The organism is Enterococcus faecalis (genome assembly GCF_029024925.1).
GTDB lineage: Bacteria > Bacillota > Bacilli > Lactobacillales > Enterococcaceae > Enterococcus > Enterococcus faecalis.
The window spans coordinates 580,038-594,069 of sequence record NZ_CP118962.1 but is presented as its reverse complement, the minus strand read 5'-3'; the positions used below and the strand labels follow the sequence as shown (position 1 = coordinate 594,069).

Genomic DNA, 14,032 nt, shown 5'->3' with positions numbered 1-14,032 from the left:
CTTCACCTCTACTTTTTAAATTCCTGGTACAGCCGTCAACGTCCACAATAATTTTGTTTGATATTTCACGGCATCTTTAGGAGTTGACCCTGGTACTGATAGCGCGACATCTTTTGTAACATTAACATTGTGTACCGTATTGGTTTCATCGCGTTCTGCAACCACTTCTACTTTGCCCCAATAAGTAGCCCAAGTTCCTGCACCGGTTCCTTGCTTCGCAGCTGCCACTAGCGATGCAGTTCCTGGAACAAGGGCAATCTTATTTGTTGCCTCTGGTTTCACAACATTTTGCGCATTACTATTAACAGTCGGGTTAGCTAAAGAAATTTGCGCACCTGTCAACTGACTATTTAAAGTCGCCTTTGTTGCTTTAAATTGCTCCTTTTGCGTAACCCTTAAAGACCAACCACTATTGGTTCCTCTATTATCAGAAATTTGCACAAAATTTGGTGTTTCTTTTTGATTTTCTTGATATTGCTGTGCTCTTGCAAAATATACTTGGTCTTTATTCGAAATACGATTTTTCCCAAAGTCAAAACTTGAAGCATAATCAATAGACAGCGGTCCTTGGGTACCAGGATTGGGACCTTCTGGGTCTGTCGGATCAATTGGTTTGACTGGCTTTTCTGGATCGGGATTTTCTGGATCAACTGGCTCTGTCGGATCTACGTTCGGAATAAATTCTACTAAACCATTCGAACGATACTCTTTTGGCTCTTCTGCCTTCGCTTGTAAGGACCAACCAGCAACTGCAAATGTACTGCATAGAACGATTCCTGTGAATTGTTTTTTCATTGCTTTTCTCCTTTATTTAATTATTAGCGGGCGTATCTTCTAATGCCCAAACTAACTTCGTTGAATATTGTTGTGCAAGCTTTACAGATTTTCCGGGAACGAATAGTTGGACAGCTTCTTTATTTGTTGCTTCATTTGAACCAAAGCGATAAACCCAAGTCCCAACCCCTGTTTCTTTTTTAGCGTTCATCGCTAGATTATTATTTACACCAGGTGTTAAGGAAATAGTACTACTGACTTCAGAAGGTTTATATTTTTCATCCACCATTGAGGCAGCTTCTGCCTTTGTAAACGTTAATTGAGCGCCGACTAGTTCCTCTCCAGTAGCTGTTTTAAATTGTTCAGGTTGGGAAAGCGTTAGTTTCCATCCTGCTAACGTTCCTCTTTTATCAGTTACTTGTACATAGGTTGGTTTTTTTGAACCATCTTTCATTTCATCTGGCGCAGCATAATACGTTTGATCTGCCGTTGAAATCTTTTGTGTGCCAAATTTAAATTTTGACCCATAATCAATTGATAAGGCACCACCCGTTCCTGGCCCCGGAGGATCAATTGGGTCTACTGGATCAGTAGGATCGGGATTTTCTGGATCAACAGGCGGTGTGATTTCGTTATCGCCTGCTTCAAAAGTAATTGTGCCTTCCGTATTGTATTCTTTTGGAAAAGTTTCTGCTGCTGATGCGTTTATTGCTTGAAATCCTACGCCTAAAAGTATGGTTGCCGATGTAAGTAAAACAGTTTTTTTCATTAAATAAGCTCCTTCTCTCGTTTCATTTTATTAATTAAATAAATGACTACCCCCAACAAACTAACTCCTATCAAGGAATACAGCGGATTTTCAGACTCGCCTGTTTTAGGTAAAACTGCTTGTCCAGAAGCAGCTAAATTGTTTCTTCCCTGTTCTTCTGATTGTTGGGTATACGCTACGTCATTTGACTCTTTTTCATTCTCATAAACGTAGGTACCATAGAAGCTCGCTTGACCATTTGATTCATAATTATTTTCTTCAGCCATAACGCTTTTTGTTTGCAACCCAATGATCAATAGCCCTAAACATACCAAACTAAACCTTTTTATGATTTTCATCTGAATTCCTCCTTCCCCATTTTCAACATTGACTGGCCCAGCCAATAAACATTATATAAAAGAAATATTTATTAGATTTTTTTATTTTTTTCAGACGCTTTTAAAAAATAAAATGGTTTTAGCTAAGAAAGCTTTAAAATCAACACTTTTAAAGACAAAAAAATAAACAAAAAAACTTCAAAAAATAATTTTCGAAGTTTTTTTGTTTATTTTTTTATTATTTTTATACTTCAACCGCTTCTAACAAAGCTAAACGTTCAGCAACTTCTGCTTCTGTTAAATTATATTTTTTTACATAACGGTTGGCAGGATGCTGGCTACATTCTAATGAGCAGCCACCTAAATGTTTATGTTCATTTTCTTCTGAAGTTAAGATTTGACGATTACATTCTGGGTTTGCACAGTTAATGTAGCGTTCGCAAGGTGTTCCATCAAACCAGTCTTTCCCAATAACTTTTTTATCAACGTGATTAATTTCGACACTGATTCGGTCATCAAAGACATACATTTTGCCATCCCAAAGTTCGCCACGTGTTTCTGGGTTTTTTCCATAGTTGGCAATACCACCATGCAATTGAGCAACATCTTCAAAGCCTTCTTTTAATAACCAGCCAGAAAATTTTTCACAGCGAATCCCGCCAGTACAATAGGTAACAATTTTTTTATCCATAAATTGTTCTTTGTTCTCGCGAATCCATTGTGGTAACTCACGGAAGCTACGGATATCTGGGCGCACGGCACCACGGAAATGACCTAAATCATATTCATAATCGTTACGAGCATCGATTACAACAGTGTCTTCGTCTAGTAAGGCTTCTTTAAATTCTGCAGGTTCCAAATATTTCCCCGTCGTTTCTAATGGATCAACGTCTTCTTCTAAGTTCAACGCCACTAATTCAGAACGTGGGCGAACAAACATTTTGCGGAAGGCCATTTCTTCTGCTGGATCAATTTTAAAGAATGTATCCTTAAAGCGCTCATCTGCTTGCATTGCTTCCATGTACTTTTCTGTTTCTTCGACAGTACCAGATAACGTTCCGTTAATCCCTTCTGTCGCTACTAAAATACGGCCTTTTAAATTTAATGATTTGCAAAAAGCTAGATGCTCTTTCGCAAAAGCTTCTGGATCTTCAATTGTTGTATATTTGTAATAAAGTAATACTTGGTATTTCATCTTGTTTTCCCCTTTTGTATAAAGTCATTCTATCCAATTAGACGGTGAATAAAAAAGGGAAAGCGATTATTTTGCTTGTGTATTTACACACAATAAAAAAAACCTGATAAACGGCGGGAACAGAACCAACACTACGCGTTGCTCCGATCTCAACAACTTCTAAGGTGTTTTCTCGACATGCGTCTCGTCACAGTACAGCCTTCAAAAGAGCTACAGCTCTAAGAGTTGCGATGTTTCACTGTGAAGCATGAACAGATGAAATCATCGTACCTACTTGGTCTCCAAAAATTAAAGAGCAATTTTCGGAAATTTCTTCTTATTTCTCGGAGCTAAACGGTTCTGTCCCGACCTCTTCTATATACTACTCCTTTTCAGAAGTCGCGGCGAGTTGTTCTTGCAATTCACCTAAAAGTTCAATTTGAATATTTTGGATTTTTACCAAATTTTCTAGTTGATTATTGATAATATAATCCATTTTCTCATGTAATAAATTAATTTCTACTTCTGCTTTTAAGTTAATTTTATAATCATTATTCGCTTGTTCTCTGTCACGGGCTTCTTGTCTGTTTTGACTCATCATAATAATCGGTGCTTGGATAGCTGCTAAACAAGATAAGGCGAGATTTAGCAAAATATAAGGATATTTGTCAAATGGTTGTCCCAATAAAGTGGTAGAGTTAATCACGATCCAAGCAATCAACACGAAGCAAAAGAAGCCAATAAACACCCAGCTACCGCCAAATTTAGCAATGGTATCCGCTGCTCGTTGGCCAAAGGTTAATTTCTTTTCCATCTTTTCATTCATATTATTGGAAATCAGCTTATCTTCTTTGATATGTTGAACCACCAATTCATTCAGTTGTTGGATTTTTTCAGAATCATTTGCGACCAATTGTTTCATGTAATCCAAACGATAATTAAGTAACTCCGCCAATGTAATCATCGATTCAGCTGTCAATTGTGGATTGTTTTGGAGAATAAAAGCTTGCGTTTCCTGTTCTATATCTTGAAGATAAATGTTTTTTTTCGTTGATTCACCAATAACAACTTGTTTATTTTTTGATTGCTTCATCTTCGTCACTCCCTTTGATCGTTCTTCCCTTTATTTTAATATAAAGTCTCTCAGAAGAAACCTAAAAAGGCTTTGGAGTGATCGTTGTTGCTTCTGCTTTAAAATTTAACAGTTAAATTGGTTACATCATGGAACAACGAACCAATTAATTCTTTGTATTTCGCTGGATTCACACAATTAGTTAGCAATATGACCCCGGTTTTCATATCTTTTGAAAATAAAACCAGGGCTTGTTGACCCGCTTCAACGCCGTGTAAGCGTAAATAATTATCATGAACATAGATGCCGCCATGATAAGAACTTTGCTGAGAAGACGTCCATAATTTTTGCAAAAGTGCGGTGGAAACTAAGTGTCCACTCATTAATTGATGTAAGTACCAATACAAATCACCTGTCGTCATATCCACATTCCCAGTCCCAAATTCATGGGCAAAACTAGCTGCGGGAATTGAGAGCACTTGATTATACGAATTGTCTTCTGTCCATTTATAACTTGTTGAATTATTGGGTTGTTCCAATAAGGTTTCATAGAAGCCAAAATTCTTTAAACCAGCCGTTTTGTGATAAAGATTATTAAATAATTCTTGATAGGTACGTTGATACATTTTCTCTAACATTCCTGCTAAAAGGACAAAATTTACTGGGGAATAATTGTATTTGCCTTTATTGACTTGAATGGTATTTTGTTTAACAAATTGAATAATTTCTTCATCGGTAACGATATTATTAGGCATTGCTGATAACTTTAAACCGCTTGTCATATTCAACATATCGCTAATCGTAATATCCTCAGCACCTTGAATTTGCGGATAAAACGTAGCGAGTTTTGTATCTAATGTAAGTTTACCTTCTTCAATCGCTTTTAAGATCAAGGTTGTGGTAAAAGATTTTTGAATTGAGCCAATCTGAAACCTTGTGTTTGGCGTGTTGGCTTGTTGCTTTTCAAAATTGGCAAAGCCATATCCTTTATTTACTAAAACCTGATCATCTTTAATGATCAAAGCCGAACCAATATAATTTGTTTCTTGAATTTTTTGATCAAGTTCGCCACTATCTGGTGCAACTATTTCTTTCGTTAAATTCGCATAATTATCACTTCGGCGATCTTCTTCCAAGACCACTTTCGATTCTTGACTAACTTGTGAATCTCTAGTGAAAAAGAACGTTTTTATTAAATAACCACTACCACCAATCACCACCAACAAACACACTATAAAAAGCCAATTCACTCCTCCATGTCTTTTCTTTGCATGTCGTTTACGCATACCGCTTACCTCCGCCTATTCTATTAACAGCATTATCATACGCTATATTTTCATGAAAATTACAGATTTTAGTAAAATTTATAAAACTTTCAACTTTTATAAAAAACAGCTTGGCACCAGAATCAATCTAGATTCTGGTGCCAAGCTGTTTTTTATTTACTTTCTTGCCCCATCACAGCAAAGTAATTATCATCGTTATCTGCAAAATTAAAAACTAAGCCTGTTGGCAATTGAACCATTTCACCGACAGTAACCCCAGCCTCTTGCATTTTTTTATAGAGACCAATGATATCATCGCTAGCAAACATTAAAGAAGGGGTATTCCCCGCCACTTCTGGTGAATGTTTTTGAATAAAGGCCAAATCATATAAAACAATAATCGCTTCTGCTGATTCACTTGGTGCAATTTCTACCACCAATGTGCCGTCAACTTCCTCTCTTTCCTTTTCAACAAAGCCAAACGTTTGCCAAAATTGACTAGATTCCTCAACATTATTCACATATAACATAATCTTTACTTGGTTTGAAAACATTCCTTCACGTCCTTTTGAATTTAATTAACAACTTATTATATACGTTCTTTTAAATAATTACTGCACTTTCGCTTAAAATCCAAAAAAAGTGTTTGAGCAAGACATTGCTCAAACACTTTTCGTTTTATTGATTTAGATATTTGCATCTAAGACAACGTCGCGATCATTTAAGACATCACGATCTAACTCATGAATACGAGCACTTGTTAACACACCTGCAACCATACTATCGTTAACGTTAACAGCTGTCCGCGCCATGTCAATAAGTGGTTCAACCGAAATTACTAAACCAACAATTGCAACTGGTAAGTTCATTGCGCCTAAAACGATTAGAGAAGCAAAGGTTGCTCCGCCGCCGACACCGGCTACGCCAAATGAACTGATTGTGACAACTGCTACTAACATTAAAATAAATTGTAAACTAAAGACATCAATTCCAACAGTTGGTGCAACGATGGTTGCTAACATAGCTGGATAAACGCCGGCACAACCATTTTGTCCAATAGATAAACCGAAACTACCAGCAAAGTTTGCTGTGGCATCATCGACACCTAATGCTTTGGTTTGTGTTTCAATATTTAATGGTAAAGCTCCTGCACTTGAACGAGAAGTAAAAGCAAAGCTCAAGACTGGAAAAACTTTTTTTAGATACGTAACTGGGTTGACTTTTAAAGTAATTAAAATCAACATGTGAATGGCAAAAACAATGATTAAGGCCACATACGATGCCAACACAAATTTACCTAAGTTAATAATCGCAACAAAATCACTTGTTGCTACAACATTAATCATTAACGCTAACACGCCATAAGGGGTCAAGCGTAAAACTAAGGTAACAATTCGCATGGTAATTTTATATAAACTATCAATTAAATTTGCAAAAAATTCAGCTTCTTTTGGCGCTTTACGACGAACGCCTAAATAAGCGACACCAACAAACGCAGCAAAGATTACCACCCCAATGGTACTCATTGGTCGTGTTCCCGCAAAGTCAGCAAAGACATTTTTAGGAATAAATGAAACGATTTGTTGGGGAATCGTCAAATCTTGAATCGCATCTTGACGCGTCGCTAACTCGGCAATTCTTGACGTTTCTGCAGCACCTTGCGTGAATTTTGCCCCTTGAAGACCAAACGCTAAGGTTGTTCCAATCCCCACCAAGGCAGCTACTGCTGTTGTTCCTAGTAAGGTGGCTAACACATTAAAGCTAATTTTTCCTAATTTATTGGATTCTTTCATTTTTGTAAATGCACCTACAATAGATACAAATACTAACGGAATTACGAGCATTTGTAGAAACGCTACATAACCATTACCTACAATCCCGATCCATTCCATTGATTGCGTAGTAATTTTACTGTCTGTACCAAAAGCAAATTGAATAATTGCACCTAAAACAATCCCCACGCCCAATGCTGAAAAGACACGTGTTGAGAATTTTAAATGTTTTTTTTGCATTTGGTAGAAACCGAATAACACAGCAATAAATGCAAGGATCACTAATACAGTGATGAATGTTGTCATTTTAGTTCCTCCCTATGTTTTTAATGACAAGTACATCAAAGGAAGTAAAGGTTCCCGGTACTCACTCTCCAGTAAATACCCTGAAAACAGCAAACTGTTTCCAGTGATAGTTCTATTGTACCTTATTTTATAGCAAATAGTGGGATAATTTGCTTACTTTTTGATAGAAAATAACCGTTGCGATAGTTTAAAACTATCACCAACCATTGTTTTACTAGTCACTGTAAAAATAATTTGTTTTTTGTCCTCTTTCTTTTAAGCTGACATGGTATACTTAGTTCTAGGAGGTGTAAGCGTATGCAAAAAATTTGTTGGATCCTTTCTGTCAACCGTGATGGAGCAATGTTGTATGTTGGGAGCCCTGCAAATGGAGGTCCTTGGCTCTTTTCAAATAAAGAGCAGCAAAACATCAAAGCCTTTTTTCAACCAACCTATGAAATTGACTTTATCAGTTATGATGTTCTTTCAGAGGAAGTACCAGAAGCTGCGTTCATTTTGTACAATGAAATGCTCGCTCCCTATCTTCCCGAAAAAATCACCAAAGTTGGTCAGCCGATTACTTATGTGGATATCGCTACAAAAAATTATGAACAGTTTAAAAAAGCTTTGGTTGCTAAATCTTCACAAGAATAAAAACAGCGTTTGTAACGGAATCCGTTACAAACGCTGTTTTTAAAGTTTAAGCTTCTTCTGATTGTTGAAAATTCAATTGAACACCTGGACGATCCAGAGCAATTTCAGTTACTTCATAAGATAAACGTTCGACGATGCTAAATAAAGGACGCACAAGTTCATCGACTTCTTCTTGCGAAATATCTTCTTGTTTTTCAATTTTACGATCAATAATGTGATTAATTTGGCTAATCGCCCCTGATAAAACAAATTCGTCAAAGACAATTCGAAATTCTAAGCGAGCAACAAGTGCTGAGCTATTTTCTGGATAATTTTCTTCTTCTACTTCAATTGGTGAAAAACTGACACGTAAATCTGTCTCTACTTCTGAATCAGGTACTCGCATATCATAGTGATACGCTTCAACAATTTCTTGTTGGCGTTTAATTTCCATTGTTTTTTCTCTCCTTTTTTAACAAGATATTCCCCTTTTAGAATATCCAATGGTTTCTTTTCTCAAGTATACCACAAGTCCGAAAGTTGCCTAGACCAAAAAACACAGAAGGTCAGACTTTTTTGATAAATTGATTTTGGCAGTTTGAACAAGTGACTTTGATTGTTCCTCGTCCTTTCGGCGCACGTAATGACTGCTGACATTTTGGACATTTAAAATAACGATATCCTTTCTGAGTCAGGTGTCGCTTGCGAAAAGCATGAACCTTTTGCATTAGGCGTTGTTTTCGAAGAATAAACCGTTGATTTTCATTCAATCGCGGGTGAATATGTTTTGAAAAAAAGCGATAACACACGTAGGCTACTGTGATTAAAATCAATAACCGAACCCAAAGATAGCCAGTAAAAATATTGATGAGCGCCAGCACGACACTTGTTAGCAACAGCGTTCGATTCAATTCATCGAACCGGGCATAACGTCCTTGTAAAAATCGTTGCGCTTTTTTGCGCCAACGTAGAATGCGTTCAAACCAAATTTGGCCCATTTATCTTCCTTCTTTCGAGCATTATTTTTTGAATAAATGATTGATTTACAGAAACTTTCAATCAAAATTTACACTTACTAAGTCCAAATTTTGAACAACTGTTGGTTATTTTCGATGGTATACTTCTAGAGAAGTCAGGTCAACCGATGAATGACTTCGTTGATAATAGCTACCGCTATTTTATACAAACTTAAACTGTCGATGGATAGATTATCCGATTTTAACTTAGGGGAAGGTTAAAATCCGATTCTATAATTTAGCACTACACTCCTTTATTTAGTAGCAACTTTAGCCTATCTATCCACATTTTAAGTCAAAAAGAAGCAAGTCCGGACTTGCTTCTTTTTATTTATCTTTCTAATTCTTCAATTTTCTTCTCAATTAACGCCAAGACATATTGACACGCTTCAGGATCTTCGACAAAATCATATTTATCGCCATCAATTTGAATTTTAGGACTTTCATCATAGTCTTCGTACCATTGATCATAACGCTCGTTCAACATTTGATAGTAATCATACAACGTTGGATCTGTCTCAATTTGTTCATAAGGACGGCCACGTTTTTTGATGCGTTCCAACATTTTGGGAAATGAAATACGAATGTGAACTAACAAATCAGGTCTTTTTTTATGCGCAGCATAAGGCAATTCTTGGAGCATGTTTTGTAATAAGTCATCGTACACTTTGACCTCTGTTTCGTTGGCACGACCTAAATCTGCATTTAAATGAAAAAGTAATGAATCTTCATAAATCGAGCGATCCAATACATTATTTTCATGCGTTAATGCTTGTTTAATACTATCAAAACGTTTATTTAAAAAATAAATTTGTAATAAAAATGCGTACTTTTCCGGTTCCGCATAAAATAAAGGTAATACCTCATTATCATCAACTGATTCGTAAAAGGCTTCTGAACCTAAACGGTTTGCAATTAAAGCTGTTAAACTAGATTTACCAGCGCCAATCGTACCTGCTAAAACAATCACTGCCATCGAACTCCCTACCTATTTTTTTCCATTTTATTTTTTATCTTCAACCAATTAAACATACCAAAAATTGAGTTAAAAGTATACATACAATACATAACAAATATCGCATAATCACCACCAGCGTGCGTCCCTGCTCGGAACCATAACAAAATTGAAAAAATATTTCCTAGTAGCCAAAACACGAATTGCGATTGATAACGTTTAATCATCAATAACATCCCTGTCGCTGAAACACTGAACGTGATTGCATCTAATGTTTGTTGCGCATCATTTACAAAGCCTAACAAAATATATGCAGCTACGCCAATGAGCAGCCACGTGAAAAAGGCATACAACCACTGAATACCTTTTAAAACTTTTACTTCGGTTACTTGACCCGAGCCATCCTCGCTAGCCCGAAGCCAAGCATAAAGCCCTGTAATGTCCATAATAATATAGAAGCTTTGTAAAAGAACTTCCGCATATACCCGTGTCACTAACCCAAAATAGCCAATAATCACTGCACTGATTAACCCAAAAATGTAATTGCTGACTTTTCCTTGGGCAATTAAATTCACACAAATGATGCCGGCTAAACCACCTACTAACGTAATCCAATTCGATGGATTGATAGCGAACGCAACCAACTGTACCCCCACCATCAAAGCTAAAAACAAGTAACTTCTCGTTTCCCAACCTTTAAAATCATTCACCAAAAAATTCTTATTCACGACAAATTTCCGACCTTCCTAAAACCAAACTTTTCTCTGTTGACGTCTCAATAAGAGTACTCCGTTTTAAAAAACAAGTCAATCAGATTTCGGAATAAAAAGAAGATTTTAATACTATATATTGATTCGAAAAATATCAAAACACTACATATAGTTATTACGCAAGCTTTCTGATATCCTTTATTGCCACAATATTTTCTTCATCTTGTTTTAATCTTCTATGTATTCATGGATTTGTTTCCATCTAATAATTCCTGCAGCAGAACCCTTTACGACGGTAGCGCTCCAAATTAATGTTGTGAAAGCGGAAGCAACCGCACATATTTATACTTCAAACACAGCCATCGTTCACTCTTTTTATTGAAATGCTTAAAAATTGATGGCCTTATTTCTCGAATCTGGCCACTTATTAACTTATTACATGAAAACATTCGCCTAAAAAAGCAAAAAAAACGACTCACCTAAATAATCGACCTACAAACAATTCCTTTCATTTGTAGGTCGATTATCTTTATTAGGTTTGATACGGATGTTTCGCCATTCCTAGTTTCCCTTTACTGCTCATCTCTATTTATTTTTTTACTGTTTGCCAACAGCTCGTTGTCTGAAAGTACTATCCGTCCTTTTGTACTTTGTTCAAAGCTGTAAGCTTGCTTAAATAACGTTTGCTCTTTATTGGCAGTTTGTGTAAAAGTCAGCCCATAAGGTTGTCCTTCACTGTTTTTCGCCAAAGGAACAGTCAATTCAGGATATCCTGCCACAGCACTTAAACCCGTACCTTCAGAATCAATAAAGGCATATCCGTCTAATTGTTGTTTTTTTAGCAACGCATCAAACGTTTGCTGTGCTTTTTTAATGGTTGTTTGAATGATTTCTTTATCTGGTTGTTTCTTTTTAACATCTGCTTCTAATAAATCTTGCCCATACTTGGCACGAACCTTTTTATCTTGTTGATTATACGCAATTAGTTCCTCCAGTGTTTTAAATGGTAAGTCATAACGTTTCGCAAATTCTTCCAATGCAAACTTAAATTCATTGGAAATAACTTTCCCGCCATCAATCCCTTCCATGTCTGGTGTTAACGGAATCACTTCTGCTCCAGCTTTTTGGATGGCCTTTTTAGCAGTCGCAAATTCTTCTTCAGCACTTGGCATTTCTAGCAACCCAATGCGTTGACCTTGTAAGTTATTTTTAGTAAATTTCGTTGAATCAATGCTCGGAACCGTGTCTTTCTTAAACGCATTATAGCCTTGCGCAACATCAACGACACTTCGGGCAATCGGGCCAACTGTATCTAATGACGGTGCCAATGGCAAAACACCTTCGCCACTTACTGAACTGTGGGTCGGTTTAAAACCAACCACTGATTGATGAGAAGCGGGGGAAACAATCGATCCCATCGTCTCAGTGCCTAAAGAGAAGGCGCCGATATTCATCGTCACACTAGCCGCACTCCCAGAACTTGAACCTGAAGGTGTTATTTTGAGTGGCCCATAAGGATTAAGTGTTTGTCCATGTTTGGAACTATAGCCACTTGGTGCTTTCATTGACATATAATTCGCTAGTTCAGATAAGTTTACTTTTCCTAAAATCAAAGTTTGCGCCTCTGTTAACTTCTTAACTACTTCCGCATCTTCCTTAGGCTTGAACGTGCGTAAGGCATACGCTCCTGCACTCGAAATCATGTTGGTCGTATTTATATTTTCTTTCAAAGTCACAGGAATACCATACAAAGGCTTCTTCGGTGTTTGAGAGGCTTGCTGGTCAAATGCCTTGGCTTCCTTAATTGCTTGCGGATTGATTTCAGAGATGCTGTTCATGCCATTATCTATTTGATCGAACTGTAAAATACGGTCCAAATAAAACGCCGTAAGTTCTTCATAGGTCAATGCTCCGTCGGCAATCGCTTGCTGTAATTCAGTGATATTTTTTTCAATAATCAACGGTGCTTTGGTACGAGCTTTTTGTACATCTGTTTCTTTTAATTGGTCTTCAATCGTTTTAACGATTCTCTCTTGATTGTACATTGCTGGGGTTTCTGCCTCAGGAGTGAACTTTTTGAGTATAAACCAATAAGCTGCAGCGCCTATTATGACTAACAAAACAGCAATTATTCCGATTACTTTTAAAAATTTAGACATTTTTATCCTCCTATACCATTTAAAGATTATCTTACTATGTTTATTTTTGCATGACAACTAACAGTTTTGTTCGTTAAAAAGACAAAATAGAGAGTAGGACATCCGTCAAAACGACCGATGTCCTACTCTCTAACGATTAAGATAGTCCGCTAAATGCGTTTGTTTTAGTCTTTTGTGAAAGTTAAATACTGAGAATTTATTGTGTAATTCGTGTACCACTTTCTCCTTTGATTGCTTCCGAAGCTAATTCTAAAAGCCCGATAATCGACTGGCGGTTTGGTTTACTTTCTGCAAAACTGATGGCCGCTTCCACCTTAGGTAACATACTACCTGGCGCAAATTGATTTTCTTCTATATATTGTTGCATTGCCGTAACCGTAACATCGGTCAAAGCTTGTTGATTTGCTTGACCAAAGTTAACAAAAACATGTTCCACTGCAGTTAATACCACAAAAACATCTGCTTCAATGAGTTCAGCCATTTTTGCTGCCGCAAAGTCTTTATCAATGACTGCATCTACACCATGATAGACTGGACCATCATAGGCAATAGGAACCCCGCCACCACCACAAGCAATTACGATCTGTTCTGCATCAACAAGTGTTCGCAAGCTAACTTTTTCGTAAATATCAATTGGTTTTGGTGAAGGAACTACCCGTCGCCAGCCTCGACCCGCATCTTCTTGATAGACGTTCCCAGTTTCCGCCATCAACTGTTTGGCTGTTTCTTCGTCATAATAACCACCAATTGGTTTTGTTGGTTTTGTAAACGCTGGGTCTTTTGGATCCACCACGACTTGTGTAATTAACGTAACAACTGGTTGTTCCCCTAAATTTCTGGCTACTAGTTCTTCATCAATTGCTTGTTGTAAATGATAGCCAATATAGCCTTGGCTCATTGCTGTGCATTCAGGAAACGGCACGACATCTTCTGGAGATTGACTCGTTTCCTCAAAAGCTAAGCGAATTTTGCCAACTTGTGGCCCGTTGCCATGAGCAATCACCACTTGATGGCCTTGTTCAATTAAATCAACAATGGATTTTGCAGCGGTTTGTGCTTTTGCCAATTGTTCTTTCGAAGAATTTCCTAACGCATTTCCACCTAATGCAATCACTATTTTTGACATCTGTT

15 protein-coding genes are annotated in these 14,032 nt (G+C 37.0%); 1 reads left to right on the top strand and 14 read right to left on the bottom strand.

Annotation, left to right across the window (positions count from 1 at the left end; genetic code table 11):
* Window positions 1-15 precede the first annotated feature (15 nt).
* The 8 genes from PYW42_RS03000 to PYW42_RS02965 form a co-directional block, all read right to left on the bottom strand.
* Complete coding sequence (locus PYW42_RS03000; protein WP_002389729.1) at window positions 16-795, bottom strand: WxL domain-containing protein; 780 nt, start codon at window positions 793-795, stop codon at window positions 16-18.
* A gap of 16 nt (window positions 796-811) precedes the next feature.
* On the bottom strand, window positions 812-1,543 hold the full coding sequence (locus PYW42_RS02995; RefSeq protein WP_002358725.1) for a WxL domain-containing protein: 732 nt from the start codon (window positions 1,541-1,543) through the stop codon (window positions 812-814).
* A complete protein-coding gene (locus PYW42_RS02990) occupies window positions 1,543-1,926 on the bottom strand; it encodes an LPXTG cell wall anchor domain-containing protein (RefSeq protein WP_002355604.1) in 384 nt (127 codons plus the stop codon). Before PYW42_RS02990 ends, PYW42_RS02995 begins: the two co-directional genes overlap by 1 nt.
* Before the next feature lie 178 nt (window positions 1,927-2,104).
* On the bottom strand, window positions 2,105-3,055 hold the full coding sequence (gene trhO / locus PYW42_RS02985; protein ID WP_002358723.1) for an oxygen-dependent tRNA uridine(34) hydroxylase TrhO: 951 nt from the start codon (window positions 3,053-3,055) through the stop codon (window positions 2,105-2,107).
* 361 nt (window positions 3,056-3,416) lie between these two features.
* Window positions 3,417-4,127, bottom strand: a complete 711-nt coding sequence (locus tag PYW42_RS02980) for a DUF1003 domain-containing protein (RefSeq protein ID WP_002355601.1) — start codon at window positions 4,125-4,127, stop codon at window positions 3,417-3,419.
* Between the two features lie 98 nt (window positions 4,128-4,225).
* Entirely contained in the window at window positions 4,226-5,392 is a 1,167-nt protein-coding gene (locus PYW42_RS02975) for a serine hydrolase domain-containing protein (protein WP_002355600.1), read from the bottom strand.
* Window positions 5,393-5,544: 152 nt separating this feature from the next.
* Window positions 5,545-5,925 carry a VOC family protein gene (locus PYW42_RS02970; RefSeq protein ID WP_002358720.1) on the bottom strand — a complete coding sequence of 127 codons (381 nt, stop codon included), beginning with the start codon at window positions 5,923-5,925 and terminating at the stop codon, window positions 5,545-5,547.
* Between the two features lie 132 nt (window positions 5,926-6,057).
* Window positions 6,058-7,449 carry an L-cystine transporter gene (locus PYW42_RS02965; protein WP_002355598.1) on the bottom strand — a complete coding sequence of 464 codons (1,392 nt, stop codon included), beginning with the start codon at window positions 7,447-7,449 and terminating at the stop codon, window positions 6,058-6,060.
* 297 nt (window positions 7,450-7,746) lie between these two features.
* Between PYW42_RS02965 and PYW42_RS02960 the strand changes: the two genes are divergently transcribed.
* A complete protein-coding gene (locus PYW42_RS02960) occupies window positions 7,747-8,082 on the top strand; it encodes a hypothetical protein (RefSeq protein WP_002389613.1) in 336 nt (111 codons plus the stop codon).
* 46 nt (window positions 8,083-8,128) lie between these two features.
* Here PYW42_RS02960 and PYW42_RS02955 read toward each other — a convergent pair whose 3' ends face one another.
* From PYW42_RS02955 to arcC, 6 genes are all read right to left on the bottom strand, one after another.
* Window positions 8,129-8,515, bottom strand: coding sequence for a DUF1149 family protein (locus PYW42_RS02955; RefSeq protein ID WP_002358717.1), 387 nt, complete (start codon window positions 8,513-8,515; stop codon window positions 8,129-8,131).
* Window positions 8,516-8,627: 112 nt separating this feature from the next.
* The gene (locus PYW42_RS02950) at window positions 8,628-9,059 is read right to left on the bottom strand and encodes a hypothetical protein (RefSeq protein ID WP_002409592.1); all 432 of its coding nucleotides are present in this window, start codon (window positions 9,057-9,059) and stop codon (window positions 8,628-8,630) included.
* 349 nt (window positions 9,060-9,408) lie between these two features.
* Window positions 9,409-10,053 carry a deoxynucleoside kinase gene (locus PYW42_RS02945; protein ID WP_002355594.1) on the bottom strand — a complete coding sequence of 215 codons (645 nt, stop codon included), beginning with the start codon at window positions 10,051-10,053 and terminating at the stop codon, window positions 9,409-9,411.
* An 8-nt stretch (window positions 10,054-10,061) separates the two neighbouring features.
* Window positions 10,062-10,760, bottom strand: coding sequence for a nicotinamide riboside transporter PnuC (pnuC, locus tag PYW42_RS02940; RefSeq protein ID WP_002364798.1), 699 nt, complete (start codon window positions 10,758-10,760; stop codon window positions 10,062-10,064).
* Window positions 10,761-11,314: 554 nt separating this feature from the next.
* A complete protein-coding gene (locus PYW42_RS02935) occupies window positions 11,315-12,901 on the bottom strand; it encodes an amidase family protein (RefSeq protein ID WP_002409591.1) in 1,587 nt (528 codons plus the stop codon).
* Between the two features lie 196 nt (window positions 12,902-13,097).
* A complete protein-coding gene (gene arcC / locus PYW42_RS02930; protein ID WP_002389597.1) occupies window positions 13,098-14,027 on the bottom strand; it encodes a carbamate kinase in 930 nt (309 codons plus the stop codon).
* Between the last annotated feature and the right edge of the window lie 5 nt (window positions 14,028-14,032).